Here is an 18,155-nt window from a genome sequence, read left to right on the forward strand (position 1 = left end):
CCGGATTTCGCTTCGCTCCATCTAGGCTACGATTCTTCCCGCCTTACGCGTGCAGCTTCTGCAATTCCTTCAGGATCGCTTCGCCCATCTGCGTGGTGGAAGCGGCCGTGGTGCCTTCCGACTTGATGTCGGCGGTGCGCAGGCCGCTGGCCAGCACGGCAGCGATGGCCTGGTCGACCTTGTCGGCGAGATCGCCCATGTCGAAAGAATAGCGCAACGCCATGCCGAAGGACGAGATCATCGCGATGGGATTGGCGAGGCCCTTGCCGGCGATATCGGGGGCCGAGCCGTGCACGGGCTCGTACAGCGCCTTGCGCTTCTTGGTCTTGACGTCGACCTCGCCGAGCGAGGCCGAGGGCAGCATGCCGAGCGAGCCGGTGAGCATCGCCGCGATGTCGGAGAGCATGTCGCCGAACAGATTGTCCGTCACGATGACGTCGAACTGCTTCGGCCATTTCACCAGCATCATGCCGCCGGAATCGGCGAGCTGATGCTCGAGCGTGACATCGGGGTATTCGCGCTTGTGGACCTGAGTCATGACCTCGTTCCAGAGCACGCCCGATTTCATGACGTTGCGCTTCTCCATCGACGTCACCTTGTTCTTGCGCTTCCGGGCAAGCTCGAAGGCGACGCGGCCGATGCGCTCGATCTCATAGGTATCGTAGACCTGGGTATCGATGGCGCGCTTCTGGCCGTTGCCGAGATCGGTGATGGTCTTCGGCTCGCCGAAATAGACGCCGCCGGTGAGCTCACGCACGATGACGATGTCGAGGCCCTCGACCGCCTCGCGCTTCAGGCTGGAAGCATCCGCCAGCGCCGGATAGCACACGGCGGGACGGAGGTTGGCGAACAGCGCGAGATCCTTGCGCAGGCGCAAGAGGCCGGCTTCCGGGCGCACCTCGTAAGGCACGGCATCCCACTTCGGACCGCCGACCGCGCCGAAGATCACGGCGTCGGCGTCCTTGGCCTTGGCCATGTCGCCTTCGGAGATCGACACCCTGTGCGCGTCATAGGCGGAGCCGCCGACGAGGCCGGTGTCGGTCTCGAACTTCGCGATCCCGGCCGAATTGAGCCAGTCGATCAGCCGCTTCACCTCGCCCATCACCTCGGGGCCGATACCGTCGCCGGGAAGCAGCAGCAGTTTGTGGGTCGCCATGGTCGTGTCCTTTTCGATCCTCTCTCGTCATTCCGGGACGCGCCTCTTAGCGCGGGCCCGGAATCCATAGCCACCAGCCGGGGTTATGGATTCCGGGCTCGCGCTTCGCGCGCCCCGGAATGACGGCGCCGGAGTGCTAGAGCGGCGTTGCGCGCTTGGCAAGACACCATTGCCGCGCCGCGGCTGTGCAAGGCCGGCGGGGCCTGCCACACTGGCTAGGCCGGAGTACCCCTTGCACGCACCTGATCGCCCCCTGCCCGACGCACACCCCGCGCGGCTGATCCTGACCCTGTCGCTGGCAGCCACCGTCGGGCTCGGCATCGGCCGCTTTGCCTATGCTCTGGTGCTGCCGGACATGCGGGAGGACCTCGGCTGGTCCTACTCGGCGGCCGGTTTCATGAACACGATCAACGCCGTCGGCTATCTCGTGGGCGCGCTGGTGGCGTCCCGCCTGATCCGGCGCGTCGGCTGGGCCGCCGCGATCCGCGGCGGAACAATTGCCTGCGTCGCAGCGCTCGCCACCTGCGCTCTGACGGGGGATTTCGTCGCGCTGAGCCTGGCGCGCCTGGTGCTGGGCCTGGGCGCGGCGGCCGGCTTCGTCGCCGGCGGCGCGCTCGCCGCCACCATCGCCCAGTCGCGGCCCGAACGGGCCAACTTTCTGCTCAGCCTGTTCTATGCCGGACCCGGCATCGGCATTCTGTCCTCGGGGCTGATCGCCCCGTTCACGCTGCAATATTTCGGGCCGGGCTCGTGGTGGATCGTGTGGTGGGCGCTGACGCTGCTGTCGGTCGCGATGACGATCCCGCTGTTCCTGATCCGCATCGAGAGCGGCGCGCGCTTCTCCGAAGGCGGTAATGCCTCGTTCGCGATCCTGCCGGTGCTGATTTATCTGGCCGGCTATTTCCTGTTCGGCGCCGGCTACATCGCCTACATGACCTTCATGATCGCCTATGTGCGCGACGGCGGCGGCGAGGCCGCGGCGCAGGCGGCGTTCTGGGGGTTGATCGGTCTGAGCGCGTTCGTGACGCCCTGGGCCTGGCGCGGCGTGCTGGCGCTCGACCGCGGCGGGCTCGCCACCGCCATCATCCTCGGCACCAACGCAGCTGGCGCAGCGCTGCCGATGCTCGGGCATTCGCCGGCCTGGCTCGCAGTCTCCGCGATCGTGTTCGGCGTCGCCTTTTTCGCCGTGGTCGGCTCGACCACCGCCTTCGTGCGCTTCAACTATCCGCCAGAGGTGTGGCCGACCGCGATCGCGGCGATGACGATCTCGTTCGGCGTCGGCCAGACGCTCGGGCCGATCGTGGTCGGCGCGATCACCGATGCGCTGGGGAGCCTGAGTTACGCGCTGAATGTGTCGGCGGCGCTATTGGCGCTGGGCGCGGTGGCGGCGTTGTGCCAGCGGAAGGTGGGGCCGGCCAAGCAATCGGTGCCGTAGGGTGGATTAGCGAAGCGTAATCCACCAACTTCGCTCGGCAACTGCGGAAGTATGGTGGATTACGCCCACCGACTGCGCTTCGCGCAGCCGCTCGGCTAATCCACCCTACGACAGCGGAGCTAGCTCCCGCTGAACGAATTATACCCCTGGTCTTCCCAATAGCCGCCCTTGTAATCGTTGGTGACTTCCATCGACACCACGTATTTCGGGTTCTTGAAGCCGAGCTTGGTCGGCACGCGGATCTTCATCGGGAAGCCGTAAGCGCGCGGCAGGATCTCGTTTGCGTATTTGAACGTCATCTGGGTCTGCGGATGCAGCGCGCTGCGCATGTCGAGCGGTGAATTGTAGCCGTCCTTGTCGGCGCACTGGAACCAGACATAATTCGCGCGCGTGTCGGCGCCGATCAGCTTGAGGAAATCGCGCAAGGGCGTGCCGGTCCAGCTGCCGATCGCGCTCCAGCCCTCGACGCAGATATGGCGCGTGATCTGCGTGACCTGGGGCAGCTTGTAGAGCTCGTCCAGCGTCCAGGACTTTTTGTTGTCGACGAGGCCGCGCACCTCGAGCTTCCAATCCGCGGCCGAGATATCGGGCGCGTCGTCGAGATCGTAATAGGCGTTGAACGGGAAGGGCTTGGTGATCGCGCTTTCGGGGAAGGTCGGCGCCAGCGCGTCGGGATTGAACATCCATGCCTGCACCGCGTCGTTGAACTTCGAGACCTTCGCCAGCATGGTCTCGGCCGAGGACGAGTCGATCACGTCGCAGCCGGTGAGCAGCGTCAGTGCGCCCAGGCTGGCGCCGCCCGCAATGAAGCGGCGGCGGGTGACGTCTGGCATCGTCTTGAGGGAATCCTTGATCAGGAGCCGCTTGTCGACGCCGGGAATCAGGAACGGGCGCTTCGCCATATTCTCCTCCTCAGCGACCGATGATCATCGCGCGCAGACTCTTCGGCACGAGCAGCGCAAGCAAGACGTGGACGACCAGAAACGCGCAGATCGCGGCCATGCAGAAGAAGTGGACATAGCGCGCGGCCGGATAATCGCCGAACAGCATCACGAGATAATAAAGCTGAACGGGCTTCCAAATCGCAAGGCCCGACAGCACGATCAGCACGCCGACCACGATGATGCCGGCATAGAGCAGCCGCTGCACGTAATTGTAGACGGTGAGATCGTCATGGCCGAGCTTGAAGGTCAGCGCCGCCCTGACGTCGTGGAGCACGCCTGATGCCGTGATCGGCAGCAGCTTCTTGCGGAAGCGGCCGGTAGCGATGCCGGTGACGAGATAGGCGAGGCCGTTGATCATCAGCAGCCACATCGCCGCAAAATGCCAGAGCAGGCCGCCGCCGAGCCAGCCGCCCAGCGTGTACTCGCGCGGAAAGCGGAAGTCGAACAGCGGCGAGGCGTTGTAGATCTGCCAGCCCGACAGGATCATCAGGATCATGGCGAGCGCGTTGATCCAATGCATGACCCGCACCCAGGCCGGCTGGATCACTTTGGACTTGGTGGCCGTGACCTGCTCGTCGGTGACTGTGAGGCTCGCCATGGCGGGTTCCATCCTGAGGTCGTGTGACAGCGATTATACGCCGGTGTTTCGGCTTTCGTTACATCCCGTTCGCCATCGAATCGATGTCGTGAGGCTATTGTGGTCACAAAAGAGCGAGCCGGGTATCCCCGGCTCGCGGTCTGAGGACGTCCTGTTCGGGGATGAAACAGGATCGCGCGGTGTTACGTCGCCGGCATCAGCACGGTATCGACCACATGGATCACGCCGTTCGACTGGTTGACGTTGGTGATCGTCACCATCGAGGTGCCGCCCTTGGCGTCGACGATCCAGACCTTGCCGTCCATTTTCTTCACCGTCAGCTCCTCGCCTTCGGCGGTCTTCAGCTTCTTGCCGTCGGTGAGGTCGGAAGCCGCGAGCTTACCGGGCACGACATGGTAGGTGAGGATCTTGGTCAGCGTTGCCTTGTTCTCGGGCTTGACCAGGTTGTCGACGGTGCCGGCCGGCAGCTTGCCGAAGGCGGCGTTGGTCGGCGCGAACACCGTGAACGGGCCCTTGCCTTCGAGCGTCGGGACCAGGCCGGCCGCCTTCACCGCCGCCACCAGTGTGGTGTGATCCTTGGAGTTGACCGCGTTCTGGACGATGTTCTTGGACGGGTACATCGCGGCGCCGCCGACCATGACGGTCTTTTCCTCGGCACTGGCGGGCGCGACGATGGTCGCGGTGAGGGCCAGGGCGCTGAAGGCGGCGGCAGCGAGATAGGCAATGCGCTTCGACATGAGAGAGTCTCCCGATTGAATTGAGACCGGCGTTGGCCGGCGTTGAGTTGAGCAACAACGGCGCCTGCGACAGTTAAGGGTGATGCAGCAGTGCCGTCGTTGGACCGAACTACGGGAGGGTTTCAGGTGCGGTTTCGGGGAAAAATTCTTTGTGATGGGTGAAACTATCGGCGGGGATGTTCGTGTGCGAACGAGAGCACCCGGACAAGCGTAGCGAAGCAGTAGGGTGGGCAAAGCGAAGCGTGCCCACCAAATGCAAATGCGGAGAGAGATGGTGGGCACGGCGCTTCGCGCCTTTGCCCATCCTGCGACGGCGTACCCGTTGAGGCAGTGTCCTCGCCTCAATCCCTGTTGTTCGGCGTCTGAATGAACCCGCGATTATGCGTCGGGCTGATCAGCACTTCGTTGATGCAGACCCGCGCCGGCATGCTCGCGATGAAGGCGATGGTACGGCCGAGATCTTCGGGCTGCAGCATCTTCGCCTGCTCGGCTTCGCTCGGCACCACCGGTCGCAGCTTCAGGATCGGCGTCGCCACCTCGCCCGGCATCAGGCAGCAGGCGCGCAGGCCGTTGACGCATTCGTCCATGTTGAAGGAATGGGTCAGCGCCAGCACCGCGTGCTTGGTGGTGGTGTAGGCCGGGCCCGGCATCTTCGAGACGTGACGGCCGGCCCAGGACGAGACGTTGATGATGGAACCGTCCTGCTGCTTGCGCATCGTCGGCAGCACGGCGCGCATGCAATAGAGCACGCCGTTGAGATTGACCTGGACCAGTCTGTCCCAGCCCTCCAGCTCCATGTCCTTCCAGCTGCGCTTGGGAACATTGATGCCGGCGTTGTTCACCAGCAGATCGATGCGGCCGTGCCGGGCGACGATATCATCCGCCGCCTTCTGCGCCTCGGCGGCCTTGGACACGTCCAGCGCGATCGCCTCGGCCGCGCCGCCCGCTTTCGTGATCTTCGCGACCACGGCATCCAGCGCATCCTTGCGGCGTCCCGACACCACCACCGTCCAGCCGTCGGCAGCTAACGCCTCCGCGCCGGCCTCCCCGATCCCGCTGCCACCGCCCGTGACCCAGGCGACGCGTTTCCCACTTTTTGACATGCAAACTGTCTCCGTTGCTTGATCGGGGCGGTTTTTGCTAATCCAGCCCTCGGTTTTGACCGGCCTATGCCGGTGAGGAATGTTGCATGAACCAAGCTGCCAACGCCAATTTGTTTTCCCGCCTGTTCGATGGCCTCGCCGATCCGAAGCGGCTCGCGATCGAGACGCATGACGGCGCGCATATCAGCTATGGCGATCTGATCGCGCGCGCGGGCCAAATGGCGAACGTGCTGGTCGCGCGCGGCGTGAAGCCGGGCGACCGCGTCGCGGTACAGGTGGAGAAGTCGGTCGCCAATATCGTGCTGTATCTCGGCACGGTGCGCGCCGGCGCGGTCTATCTGCCGCTGAACACGGCCTATACGCTGAACGAGCTCGACTACTTCATCGGCGATGCCGAGCCGTCGCTGGTGGTCTGCGATCCTGCCAAGGCGGAGGGGCTCGCGCCGATCGCAGGCAAGGTGAGGGCGAAGGTCGAGACGCTCGGGGCTGACGGCAAGGGCTCGCTGACGGAGGCCGCCGACAAAGCGAGCCGCGAATTCACGACGGTGCCGCGTGAAAGCGACGATCTTGCCGCGATCCTCTACACCTCGGGCACCACCGGCCGCTCCAAGGGCGCGATGCTGACGCATGACAATCTCGCGTCTAACTCGCTCTCGCTCGTCGACTATTGGCGCTTCACCGACAAGGACGTCCTGATCCACGCGCTGCCGATCTACCACACCCACGGCCTGTTCGTGGCGACCAACGTGACGCTGTTCGCCCGGGCGTCGATGATCTTCCTGCCGAAGCTCGATCCGGACCTGATCATCAAGCTGATGGCGCGCGCCACGGTGTTGATGGGCGTGCCGACCTTCTACACCCGCCTGCTGCAGAACCCTGCGCTGTCGCACGAGACGACGAAGCACATGCGTCTGTTCATCTCGGGTTCGGCGCCGCTGCTCGCCGACACCCATCGCGAATGGTCGGCGCGCACGGGTCATGCCGTGCTCGAGCGCTACGGCATGACCGAGACCAACATGAACACGTCGAACCCGTATGACGGCGAGCGCGTGCCCGGAGCGGTCGGCTTTCCGCTGCCGGGCGTCTCCGTGCGCGTGACCGATCCCGAGACAGGGAAAGAGCTGGCGCGCGACGAAATCGGCATGATCGAGGTGAAGGGGCCGAACGTCTTCAAGGGCTATTGGCGCATGCCGGAGAAGACCAAGGCCGAATTCCGGCCCGACGGCTTCTTCATCACCGGCGATCTCGGCAAGATCGACGCCAAGGGTTACGTGCACATCCTCGGACGCGGCAAGGATCTCGTGATCTCCGGCGGCTTCAACGTCTACCCGAAGGAGATCGAGAGCGAGATCGACGCCATGCCTGGCGTGGTGGAGTCGGCCGTGATCGGCGTGCCGCACACCGATTTCGGCGAGGGCGTCACCGCGGTGCTGGTGCGCCAGCCCGGCGCGAGCATCGATGAAGCGGCCGTGCTGAAGGGCCTCGACGGGCGCCTCGCGAAATTCAAGATGCCGAAGCGGGTCTTCGTGGTCGACGAGCTACCGCGCAATACGATGGGCAAGGTGCAGAAGAACGTGCTGCGCGAAACGTACAAGGATATTTACGCGAAGAAGTGAGAGAGCTCCGCTCTGTCGGCGTCATTGCGAGGAGCTCTTGCGACGAAGCAAGCCGGCTGCCGAGACCAACAGATAGCACCTGACACGTCGCACGGTCCGGCTGGGGTGGAATGCAGGGTGCGCATATCCGCCCGCAGTGGGGGAACCGGTGCGGGTGCCGAGCGTCGCGCTGGGGTCGCAGCCGGGACGGTTCCCTCGGCATCGTCCCTCGCACGTTGCGGCCGCACGGGCTCGAGGCGGCTTAGAGGCGTTCCAATAGCGATTTCAATGCGCCGTACGCTCGCGCCAAAGAATGAATTTAGATTCCTATACTCGTTGGCGGACCGATAGGCTGGTATACCAAGACCCTGATTGGCCTTGGTTCATCAAGGCCATAGAGCTGAACCACAGTTCGGTTTATGTCGATTTGGTGATTGCGCAGGCCAGATCGACTCCGTAAATAGAGCCCACCTTTCGCGATCCCCGCGCGCCCCATGCTGGGCCGCAACAAACATCAAAAGCCGCCCATGACCGCACGGATCGAACGACCGCTTTCGCCGCACATCCAAACCTATCGCTGGACGCTGACGATGGCTCTATCCATCGTGCACCGCGCCACCGGTATCGCCCTTTACGTCGGAACCCTGCTGCTGGTCTGGTGGCTGGTTGCGGCGGCCTCCGGCCCGGCCGCCTATGCCCATGTCCAGGCTTTCTCCAGCAGCATCATCGGCCGGCTGATTGTGTTCGGCTACACCTGGGCCCTGATGCACCACATGCTCAGCGGCATCCGGCATTTCGTCTGGGATCTCGGCTACGGCTTCAAGGCCAACGAGCGCGAAGCGCTGACCTGGGGCGCCCTGGTCGGCGGCATCGCACTGACGGTGCTGATCTGGATCATCGCTTATGCGAACGGAGGCGGCCGATGAGCTTTGACGAGTCCCACGGCTCTCCGAAGCGTCCCTCGATGCGCACCCCGCTCGGGCGCGTCCGCAATCTCGGCGCCGCGCATTCCGGCACGTCCGATTTCTGGCGCCAGCGCATCACCGGCGTCGCCATGACGCTGCTGATGATCCCGGCGCTGGTCATCATCATGATGCTGCTCGGCCGCAACCAGGTCTACGCGGCGCAGACCCTGAGCTCCATTCCCGTTGCGGTGATCCTGCTCCTCTTCATCTTCGCCAGCGCCTGGCACATGAAGATCGGCATGCAGGTGGTGATCGAGGACTACGTCCATAACGAGAAGCTCAAGCTCACCGCGATCATGCTCAACAATTTCTTCTCGGTCGCCGTGGCGCTCGCCTCGACCTACGCGATCCTGAAGCTTTCTTCCGGAGTGTAACCCATGGCCGCTGAGACCAATGGCAAGGGCAACGGCGCTCCCGCCACCAACGGAAAAGCCTATCCGATCGAAGACCACACCTACGACGTCGTCGTGGTCGGCGCCGGCGGTGCCGGCCTGCGCGCCGTCGTCGGCTGCAGCGAGGCCGGCCTCCGCACCGCCTGCATCACCAAGGTGTTTCCGACCCGTTCGCACACGGTCGCGGCGCAGGGCGGCATCTCCGCTTCGCTCGGCAACATGCACAAGGACGACTGGCGCTGGCACATGTACGACACCGTGAAGGGGTCGGACTGGCTCGGGGACCAGGACGCGATCGAATACATGGTGCGCAACGCGCCCGACGCGGTCTACGAGCTCGAGCATTGGGGCGTGCCGTTCTCGCGCACCGAGGACGGCAAGATCTACCAGCGTCCGTTCGGCGGCATGACCACCGAGTTCGGCAAGGCCCAGGCGCAGCGCACCTGCGCCGCCGCCGACCGCACCGGCCACGCCATGCTGCACACGATGTACGGCCAGTCGCTGCGCCACGCGGCCGAGTTCTTCATCGAGTTCTTCGCCATCGACCTGATCATGGACGACCAGGGCACCTGCCGCGGCGTCATCGCGCTCAAGCTCGACGACGGCACGCTGCACCGTTTCCGCGCCCAGACCACGATCCTGGCGACCGGCGGCTATGGCCGCGCCTATGCCTCCTGCACCTCGGCGCACACCTGCACCGGCGATGGCGGCGGCATGGTGCTGCGCGCCGGCCTGCCGATGCAGGACATGGAGTTCGTGCAGTTCCATCCGACCGGCATCTACGGCTCGGGCTGTCTCGTCACCGAGGGTGCGCGCGGCGAAGGCGGCTATCTCGTCAACGCCGAAGGCGAGCGGTTCATGGAGCGCTATGCGCCGTCGGCCAAGGACCTCGCTTCGCGCGACGTGGTCTCGCGCGCGATGACCATCGAGATCCGCGAGGGACGCGGCGTCGGCAAGAAGAAGGACCACATCTTCCTGCATCTCGACCATCTCGATCCCGCCGTGCTCGCCGAACGCCTGCCGGGCATCTCGGAATCGGCCAAGATCTTCGCCAATGTCGACGTGACGCGCGAGCCGATCCCGATCGTGCCGACCGTGCATTACAACATGGGCGGCATCCCCACGAATTATCACGGCGAGGTGCTGACCAAGAAGGACGGCGACGACAACGCGGTGATCCCCGGCCTGATGGCAATCGGCGAAGCGGCCTGCGTCTCCGTGCACGGCGCCAACCGCCTCGGCTCCAACTCGCTGATTGACCTCGTCGTGTTCGGCCGCGCCGCCGCCTTGCGCCTCGCCGAAAAGCTCACACCCAACGCCAAGCAGCCCGAGCTGCCGACGAACTCGGCCGAGATGGCGCTCGGTCGCCTCGACCATTACCGCTACGCCTCAGGCGGCACGCCGACCGCGAAGCTGCGCGAAGGCATGCAGCACGTGATGCAGAACAATTGCGCCGTGTTCCGCACCGGCGAAGTGCTGAGCGAAGGCCAGAACCTGATCGCGAAGGTCCACAGCGGCATCACCGACATCGCCGTCTCCGACCGCTCGCTGGTCTGGAATTCGGACCTCGTCGAGACGCTGGAGTTCGACAATCTGATCTCGCAGGCGGTGGTGACGATGAACTCGGCCGCCAACCGCACCGAGAGCCGCGGCGCCCATGCCCGCGAGGACTTCTCCGAGCGCGACGACAAGAACTGGATGAAGCACACGCTGGCCTGGCTGGACGATGCCGGCAAGGTCAGGATCGAGTATCGCCCGGTTCACAACTACACCATGACCAACGACGTGCAGTACATCCCGCCCAAAGCTCGCGTTTACTAAACGTCGCGCCTGTATTGATCGAACAGCGAAGGCCTTAATCGAATGGTTGAATTCGCACTTCCGAAGAACTCCAAGATCACTGGCGGCAAGACCTGGCCGAAGCCCCCGGGCGCGACCGAGCTCCGCGAGTTCAAGGTCTATCGCTGGAATCCGGACGACGGCAAGAATCCAAGCGTCGATACCTATTACATCGACACCAATGATTGCGGCCCGATGGTGCTGGACGGCCTGATCTGGATCAAGAACCACATCGATCCGTCGCTGACCTTCCGCCGCTCCTGCCGTGAAGGCGTCTGCGGCTCCTGCGCGATGAACATCGACGGCCAGAACACGCTGGCCTGCACCAAGTCGATGCACGACGTGAAGGACGGCGCGGTGAAGATCAACCCGCTGCCGCATCAGCCGGTGGTCAAGGACCTCGTCCCCGACCTCACCAATTTCTACGCGCAATACGCCTCGGTCGAGCCCTGGCTGAAGACGACCTCGCCGACGCCGCAGAAGGAATGGCGCCAGAGCCACGAGGACCGCGAGAAGCTCGACGGCCTCTACGAGTGCATCCTCTGCGCCTGCTGCTCGACCTCCTGCCCGAGCTATTGGTGGAACAGCGAGCGTTATCTCGGCCCCGCCGCGCTGCTCCAGGCCAACCGCTGGGTCTCGGATTCGCGCGACGAGGCCACCGGCGAGCGGCTCGACAATCTCGAGGACCCGTTCCGGCTCTATCGCTGTCACACCATCATGAACTGCGCCAAGGCCTGCCCGAAGGGCCTCAACCCGGCCGAAGCCATCGCCGAGCTCAAGCTCAAGATGGTCGAACGCCAGATCTGAGGCGAAGTCCCCCCCTTCCGCCCCGGCCAAACCGGCCGGGGTGTTCCGCATTTGCCGTCAATTCGAGCAGAATTTTTCTCTGACCCGCTCGACGCGCAAATTTCCGGCTCGCAACCAACGGTTCCAGCACAAGCTGCTTCCTTCCTTGCGCGGGATTCAGTTAAGCTCCCGTCAGGGACGGAGCGACTGTGCAGAGGGCGCAACGCAACTCGCTGAGGCTGTTGCAGTGGATGATGGCGGCATCCCTGGCGCTGCCGATTGCGCTGTTCGTCGTCGCCGCCGCGATCTCCTACACATCGACCAACGATACCGCCGACCGCGAGATCGAGCGCACGGTCGATGTCGCCCATGAGCACGCGCTCAAGGTCTTCGAGACCATCGACCGCAGCCTCGCCGAGCTCAACGAGGTCGTGCGTGGCCTGCCCGACGGCATCATCCGCGAGCGCGAGCCGACGCTGCATCGCCGGCTGAAGCGGCTGACCGATTCGCTGCCGCAGCTCAAATCGGCCTGGATCTTCGACGCGAACGGAAAGGCGCTGGTCAACAGCCTCGTCTCGCCGCCGCCGGACCTGAGCTTTGCCGACCGCGATTACTTCTATTCCCATGTCGACCAGAGCATCGGCACGTTCATCGGCACGGCGCTGACGCCACGACCGCCCTATCAAGGCGCCCGCTTCTTCGGCGTCAGCCGCCGCCGCGACTCCGATGACGGCCGCTTCATCGGCGTGATCCAGGCCTCCGTGCTGCCGGAATATTTCGAAAGCTTCTATGCCAGGATCGGCACCGACCCCGGCAGCTTCTTCGCGATGGGGCGCACCGACGGGGCAATGCTCGCGCATTTTCCCCGGCTCGACCACGAGCTTCGGCTCGATCCGACCGGACCGGTGGGCCAGAAGATCGCGACCCAGCCCGTGCACGGCCTCATCACGGTCGCCTGGCCCTCGGACGGTATCGAGCGGCGCATCGCCTACCGGCGCGTCGCCGAATATCCGATCTATGTCAGCGCCGGATTGGAGACCTCTGCGATCCGCGCACGCTGGCTCGCCACCATCGGCCAGCATCTGGTGTTCGGCATTCCCGCCACCGCGCTGCTGTTCCTGCTGCTGGTGCTCGCTCTGCGGCGTACCCAGCACCTTCAGGCCGAAGCTGCAAAGCGGCGCGAGGCCGAGGAGGCGCTCAAGCACAGCCAGCGCCTGGAAGCGCTCGGCCAGCTCACCGGCGGCGTCGCGCACGACTTCAACAACCTCCTGACGGTGATCCGTGCTTCGGTCGATCTCTTGAACCGTCCGCAGCTGACGGAGGAGCGGCGACAACGCTACATCACGGCCATTGCCGATTCGGTGGCGCGTGCGGCCAAGCTGACTTCGCAATTGCTCGCCTTTGCGCGGCGCCAGACCCTCAAGCCGGAGGTGTTCGACGTCGGCGCACGGGTGCAGTCGCTGCACGACATGCTCGCCACGCTACTGGGCCCCGCGATCGAGATCGTCATGCAACTGCCGGCGGAACCGTGCCTCGTCAATGCCGATGCCAGCCAGTTCGAGACGGCCCTGATCAACATGGCGACCAATGCGCGCGATGCCATGCAAGGCCAGGGGCGAATCGTTTTCAGGGTCGAGGCCACGACGACCGTTCCGGACGCGCTGGTGCAACTTTCGGCCAGCCCAGACCACGGCTTCGTCCGCGTCACCGTCAGCGACACCGGCGTCGGCATTCCCGCCGCGCGGCTCGGGCGCATCTTCGAGCCGTTCTTCACCACCAAGCAGGTCGGCCGCGGCACCGGCCTCGGTCTGTCCCAGGTGTTCGGCTTCGCCCGACAATCCGGCGGCGAGGTGACCGTGACGAGCGAGGTGGGGCACGGCAGCACCTTCTCGCTCTATCTGCCGCGCGTGCCGCCGGGCCTGCTGCCGCAACGCCAAGCGCCCAACACGGCGCCGGCGGTGGCCGGCAGCGGCATGTCGGTGCTGGTGGTCGAGGACAATATCGAGCTGGCCAATTTCGCCGCCGACGGGCTCACCGAGCTCGGCTACAGCATCACGTTGGTCGACAACGCGGCCGACGCGCTCGCCGAGCTCGTCGTGGACACCGACCGCTTCGATGTCGTGTTCTCGGACGTGGTGATGCCCGGGATGACCGGGCTCGATCTGGCGCAGGCGATCCGCGAGCGCGGCCTCGGCGTGCCGGTCGTTCTGACCACCGGCTACAGCCAGGCCCTGTCGCAGGAGGGTACCGGCGGCTGCGACCTCGTGCAAAAGCCTTATTCGATCGAGGACTTGTCGCGCGTTCTGCATCGGGCGGCGCGGATCCGGCGCGTCAGGGACGGCGCCGCCGAATAGGGGCTCGCGGAACCTCGCGGGAACCGGCCGAGTTCCCTTGGCGTTGTCAACCCATGCACAAGCCGGCTGCGACGCGTAAACAGGGCAAGAAGCCGCCCATCGTCAATATCCAGGGCGAGAACGGCGACGAAGTGACACCGCCGCCGCCCGAACTGGTCGAACCCGACCCCGAATTGTCACCCGAGGAAGCCGAGCAGGTCCGCAAGGATTATCTGCTGACACGGTTCTGGATCAGCGCCCGCGGCTTCTGGGGCCGCAACGGCGACCGCCTCGCCTGGCCGTTCTCGGTTGGTCTCGGCCTGCTGATCGTGCTGACCGTCGGCTTCCAATACGGCATCAATGTCTGGAATCGCGCGATCTTCGACGCCATCGAGAAGCGCGATGCGGCGAGCGTCTTCCATCTCACCGCAATGTTCTTCCCGCTCGCGATCGGCAGCATCGTGCTCGCAGTCGTGCAGGTGTTCGCGCGCATGGGCATCCAGCGACGCTGGCGCGCCTGGCTGACGGCGAGCGTGCTGACACGGTGGCTCAAGAACGGGCGCTACTATCAGCTCAACCTTGTCGGCGGCGACCACAAGAATCCCGAATACCGGATCGCGGAGGATTTGCGGATTGCGACCGACTCCCCCGTCGACTTCCTCGCCGGCGTGACGTCGGCGCTGCTGTCGGCCGCGACCTTCATCGTCGTGCTCTGGACCATCGGCGGGGCACTTACCGTCACGCTCGGCGGTTCGTCGGTGACCATTCCCGGCTTCCTCGTGATCGCCGCGATGCTGTACGCCGCGATCGCATCCGGATCGATCGTGGTGATCGGCCGGCGCTTCGTGCAGGTCTCCGAGGGCAAGAACCAGGCCGAAGCCGAGTTCCGCTACACCCTGACGCGCGTGCGCGAGAACGGCGAGAGCATCGCCCTGCTCGGCGGCGAGGAGGAGGAGCGCGACGGCATCGATCGCAATTTCACGAGCGTGCTGCGGCAATGGGCGCGCCTTGCCGGCCAGCACATGCGCACCACGCTGGTGTCGCAAGGATCGAGCCTCGTTGCGCCGGTCGTGCCGCTTCTGCTCTGCGCGCCAAAATTCCTCGACGGCAGCATGACGCTGGGCCAGGTGATGCAGGCCGCGTCCGCCTTCACCATCGTGCAGAGCGCGTTCGGCTGGCTGGTCGACAATTATCCGCGGCTCGCCGACTGGAATGCCTGTGCGCGGCGCATCGCCTCGCTGATGATGTCGCTCGACGGCCTCGAGCGCGCCGAGCAGGGCGACGGCCTCGGCCGCATCAAGCGCGGCGAGACCAGCAACGAGGCCATGCTGGAGCTGAAGGATCTCTCGGTCACGCTCGACGACGGCACCGCCGTGGTCGGCGAGACCGAGGTGGTGATCGAGCCCGGCGAGCGGCTGCTGGTCGCCGGCGAATCCGGCACCGGCAAGAGCACGCTGGTGCGCGCCATCGCCGGGCTGTGGCCGTGGGGCGGCGGCAGCGTGAATTTCCATGCCGATCGCCGGCTGTTCATGCTGCCGCAGCGGCCCTATGTGCCCTCCGGCTCCTTGCGGCGGGCGGTCGCCTATCCCGGCGCGGCCGACCACTGGACTTTGGACGAGATCGGCGCAGCCCTGCACAAGGTCGGCCTCGATCATCTCAAGGAGAAGATCGAGGAGGAGGCACCGTGGGACCAGACCTTGTCGGGCGGCGAGAAGCAGCGCCTCGCCTTTGCGCGGCTGCTCCTGCACAACCCCGACATCGTCGTGCTCGATGAGGCGACCTCGGCGCTCGACGAGAAGAGCCAGGACAAGATGATGCAGATGATCACCGAGGCGCTGCCGAAGGCGACCATCGTCAGCGTCGCGCATCGCGCCGAGCTGGAGGCTTTCCACAGCCGCAAGATCGTGCTGGAGCGACGCAAGGGCGGCGCCAAGCTCGTCAGCGATATCGACCTGATTCCGCGCAAGGGCCGGCGCCGGCTGCTGGGGCGGTTCTTGCGGCAGCGCAAGAAGGCGGCGTGAGGTTCGCGGCGTGTAGCCCGGATGGAGCGCAGCACAATCCGGGAAGATCTATCCGTCAGCAAGAATCCCGGATTTCGCTGCGCTCCATCCGGGCTACGGACCTGAAGTTGGAGTCCTCGTCAAAACCGGTTATGCATGCGCCGCCTGCAACGAGGATCTGCTGCTTGACGTCCGACAATGCCCCTTCGCCCGCGCCGTTCGGTGCGTTTGCGCCCAATGCGGCGCAGGCTGCGATCATCCGCCTCGCTCAACGGTCGGGACTGAAGCGCGGCGCGTTCCGGCCGTGGATGTCGCGGCTGGTCAACCTGCTGCGCAGCGGCCCGGTCGACGTGCAATATCAGGGCGCCTCGTTCCGCTTCCATCACCAGGGCAGCGCGACCGAGCGCGGCGCGCTGTTCAATCCCGACTACAATCTGGACGAGCTCGACTTCCTGCGCCAGCACACCCCCGTGGGTGGCGTGTTCGTCGATGTCGGCGCCAATGTCGGCACCTTTGCGCTGGTGATGGCGCGGCAGGTCGGGCCATCCGGAAAAGTGGTCGCGATCGAGCCGCATCCGCTGACCTTCGGACGGCTCTCGTTCAACCACGCCGCATCGAAGACGCCGCAGGTGCGCCTGGTGCAGGCCGCCGCGGGCGACAGCGACGGCGAGCTGATGATCGAGAGCGGCGGCGGCAACCTCGGCGCCACCCACGTCGTCACCGGCACGGCCAGTGCCGAGGCCATCAAGGTGCCGTCGCTGCGCCTGGTGCGCATTCTGGAGGAGGCCGGCGTCGGCCAAGTCGATTCGCTGAAGATCGACGTCGAGGGCTTTGAGGACCGCGTGCTGATCGGCTTCTTCCGCGACGCGCCGCAAATGCTGTGGCCGCGCGCGGTGGTGATCGAGCATCTGTCACAAAACGAATGGCAGCAGGATTGTATTGCCGACATGGTCGGGCGCGGCTTTACGATCGCACGCAAGACACGAAGCAATACGTTTTTGTCTCGCTGACGGGTTACGAACAAGGGAGGTTGCGATGATCGATCATCTGGGATTCTCCGTCTCCGACTATGAGCGCGCCAAGGCGTTCTATGCGAAGGCACTGGCGCCGCTCGGCTACAGCCTGATCATGGAGGTCACGGCCGAGCAGACCGGACACGCTGCGGCTGCAGGCTTCGGTGCCGACGGCAAGCCCGATTTCTGGATCGGGGGCGAGGGCGCGATGAACAAGCCGGTGCATGTCGCCATCCACGCCAAGGATCGCACCACAGTCGATGCGTTCTACAAAGCGGCGATGGCGGCCGGCGGCCGCGACAACGGCCCGCCCGGCATCCGCCCGCATTATCACGCGAACTATTACGGCGCCTTCGTGCTCGACCCCGACGGCCACAACATCGAAGCGGTCTGCCACACGCCGGAATAATCCGGTCTTCGAAGCGATGTGACGCGGAACATCGGTGCTGCACCTTCGTTGTTGTTCTCTGGACAACGATCCCGATGATGCCGATGCCGATTGAACCGCCCGAGATTCCGCCGTCGACGCCCGGTACGCCGACTGAGCCGCCGCCCGGAATCCCGCCCGGCAATCCGCAGCCCGAAATCACGCCGCCGGTGCGCGAGCCCGGCTCGCCGCCGCGGCCCGACGAATTGCCGGGCCGCATGCCTGAGGAGATCCCATCGCGCGGACCGAACGGGCCGCTCACGCCCAATCCTGCGACGGATGCGATTCCGCCGCGCGATCACGCGTGAAGCAGCGAAGCAATGTCAGGCGATTGCCACCAGCGTCTGAATGCGCAATGAACGTTGCCATAGTGAGATGATTTGCGTGCAGAAATAAATCGGGTCGCAGTTGCATCGCCCGCCACAATGCGGCCTAACGCTTAGCCGTTCATCCCGACACTTCGACAAAGAACCTTCCGGGGAAGTTCACCACATGACCAACCTTCGTTTCGTGCTGCTTGCGACGACGGCTCTGACCGCGATGCAATTGGCCAACACCGCATCGCATGCGCAAGACGCTGCGCCGTTCGTCGTCGCTCAGGCCCAGCCGCAGGACGCGGGCCCTGACGGAAGACCGAAGCAGCCGCCGAAGGGACCGCCAGGCGCGGCGCCGCCTGCAGCACCCGCACGCCCCGCGGCTCCGCCGCCGGCGGCTGCACCGCCCCAGCCGCCTGCAGCTCCTCCGCCGGCCGCAGCACCGCCGCGCCCGGCAGCGCCGCCACCGCCTCCGCCTCCCCCTGCGGCCCGCCCGGCACCTCCGCCGCCGCCTCCCC

At 65.3% G+C, this 18,155-nt stretch carries 16 protein-coding genes and 1 pseudogene; 12 read left to right on the plus strand and 5 right to left on the minus strand.

The features are described from left to right. Positions 1–43: 43 nt before the first annotated feature. The gene (gene leuB, locus I6F31_RS29180) at positions 44–1,156 is read right to left on the minus strand and encodes a 3-isopropylmalate dehydrogenase (protein ID WP_225184216.1); all 1,113 of its coding nucleotides are present in this window, start codon (positions 1,154–1,156) and stop codon (positions 44–46) included. A gap of 232 nt (positions 1,157–1,388) precedes the next feature. On the opposite strand from leuB, the gene I6F31_RS29185 reads away from it, so the two are divergent. Next, positions 1,389–2,591 (plus strand): YbfB/YjiJ family MFS transporter, encoded by a 1,203-nt coding sequence (locus tag I6F31_RS29185; protein ID WP_225143281.1) that lies wholly within the window; start codon positions 1,389–1,391, stop codon positions 2,589–2,591. 119 nt (positions 2,592–2,710) lie between these two features. On the opposite strand, the gene I6F31_RS29190 is transcribed toward I6F31_RS29185, so the two are convergent. The 4 genes from I6F31_RS29190 to I6F31_RS29205 all read right to left on the minus strand — a co-directional run bounded on the left by I6F31_RS29190 (position 2,711) and on the right by I6F31_RS29205 (position 5,973). Then, positions 2,711–3,493 carry a molybdopterin-binding protein gene (locus tag I6F31_RS29190; RefSeq protein WP_036024153.1) on the minus strand — a complete coding sequence of 261 codons (783 nt, stop codon included), beginning with the start codon at positions 3,491–3,493 and terminating at the stop codon, positions 2,711–2,713. A 10-nt stretch (positions 3,494–3,503) separates the two neighbouring features. Continuing rightward, positions 3,504–4,133 (minus strand): cytochrome b/b6 domain-containing protein, encoded by a 630-nt coding sequence (locus I6F31_RS29195; protein ID WP_036002769.1) that lies wholly within the window; start codon positions 4,131–4,133, stop codon positions 3,504–3,506. A 182-nt stretch (positions 4,134–4,315) separates the two neighbouring features. Continuing rightward, positions 4,316–4,870: a fasciclin domain-containing protein gene (locus I6F31_RS29200; protein WP_225143283.1), complete on the minus strand. Its 555-nt coding sequence runs from the start codon at positions 4,868–4,870 to the stop codon at positions 4,316–4,318. A gap of 341 nt (positions 4,871–5,211) precedes the next feature. Beyond that, complete coding sequence (locus I6F31_RS29205; RefSeq protein ID WP_225130238.1) at positions 5,212–5,973, minus strand: SDR family oxidoreductase; 762 nt, start codon at positions 5,971–5,973, stop codon at positions 5,212–5,214. An 86-nt stretch (positions 5,974–6,059) separates the two neighbouring features. Between I6F31_RS29205 and I6F31_RS29210 the strand changes: the two genes are divergently transcribed. The 11 genes and pseudogenes from I6F31_RS29210 to I6F31_RS29260 form a co-directional block, all read left to right on the plus strand. Further along, positions 6,060–7,589: a malonyl-CoA synthase gene (locus I6F31_RS29210; RefSeq protein WP_225143285.1), complete on the plus strand. Its 1,530-nt coding sequence runs from the start codon at positions 6,060–6,062 to the stop codon at positions 7,587–7,589. A 506-nt stretch (positions 7,590–8,095) separates the two neighbouring features. Next, entirely contained in the window at positions 8,096–8,494 is a 399-nt protein-coding gene (gene sdhC, locus I6F31_RS29215) for a succinate dehydrogenase, cytochrome b556 subunit (RefSeq protein WP_036024159.1), read from the plus strand. Beyond that, positions 8,491–8,907: a succinate dehydrogenase, hydrophobic membrane anchor protein gene (gene sdhD / locus I6F31_RS29220; protein ID WP_036002745.1), complete on the plus strand. Its 417-nt coding sequence runs from the start codon at positions 8,491–8,493 to the stop codon at positions 8,905–8,907. The genes sdhC and sdhD overlap by 4 nt, the downstream gene beginning before the upstream one ends. Positions 8,908–8,910: 3 nt before the next feature. After that, positions 8,911–10,746 (plus strand): succinate dehydrogenase flavoprotein subunit, encoded by a 1,836-nt coding sequence (sdhA, locus tag I6F31_RS29225; protein ID WP_036002747.1) that lies wholly within the window; start codon positions 8,911–8,913, stop codon positions 10,744–10,746. A 42-nt stretch (positions 10,747–10,788) separates the two neighbouring features. Further along, positions 10,789–11,571, plus strand: a complete 783-nt coding sequence (locus tag I6F31_RS29230; RefSeq protein WP_036002750.1) for a succinate dehydrogenase iron-sulfur subunit — start codon at positions 10,789–10,791, stop codon at positions 11,569–11,571. A 188-nt stretch (positions 11,572–11,759) separates the two neighbouring features. Continuing rightward, positions 11,760–13,904: a hybrid sensor histidine kinase/response regulator gene (locus tag I6F31_RS29235; RefSeq protein ID WP_225186500.1), complete on the plus strand. Its 2,145-nt coding sequence runs from the start codon at positions 11,760–11,762 to the stop codon at positions 13,902–13,904. Between the two features lie 53 nt (positions 13,905–13,957). Then, positions 13,958–15,904, plus strand: a complete 1,947-nt coding sequence (locus tag I6F31_RS29240) for an ABC transporter ATP-binding protein/permease (RefSeq protein WP_225186501.1) — start codon at positions 13,958–13,960, stop codon at positions 15,902–15,904. 164 nt (positions 15,905–16,068) lie between these two features. Beyond that, positions 16,069–16,893 (plus strand): FkbM family methyltransferase, encoded by an 825-nt coding sequence (locus I6F31_RS29245; protein WP_225143287.1) that lies wholly within the window; start codon positions 16,069–16,071, stop codon positions 16,891–16,893. Positions 16,894–16,918: 25 nt separating this feature from the next. Then, positions 16,919–17,305 carry a VOC family protein gene (locus tag I6F31_RS29250; RefSeq protein ID WP_225114866.1) on the plus strand — a complete coding sequence of 129 codons (387 nt, stop codon included), beginning with the start codon at positions 16,919–16,921 and terminating at the stop codon, positions 17,303–17,305. 83 nt (positions 17,306–17,388) lie between these two features. Then, positions 17,389–17,631: a hypothetical protein gene (locus I6F31_RS29255; protein ID WP_036002774.1), complete on the plus strand. Its 243-nt coding sequence runs from the start codon at positions 17,389–17,391 to the stop codon at positions 17,629–17,631. Positions 17,632–17,815: 184 nt separating this feature from the next. Then, a pseudogene (locus I6F31_RS29260) lies at positions 17,816–18,155 on the plus strand (OmpA family protein); the annotation flags it as partial.

Origin of the sequence: Bradyrhizobium sp. NBAIM01, assembly GCF_020194115.1 — a bacterium.
Lineage (GTDB): Bacteria > Pseudomonadota > Alphaproteobacteria > Rhizobiales > Xanthobacteraceae > Bradyrhizobium > Bradyrhizobium yuanmingense.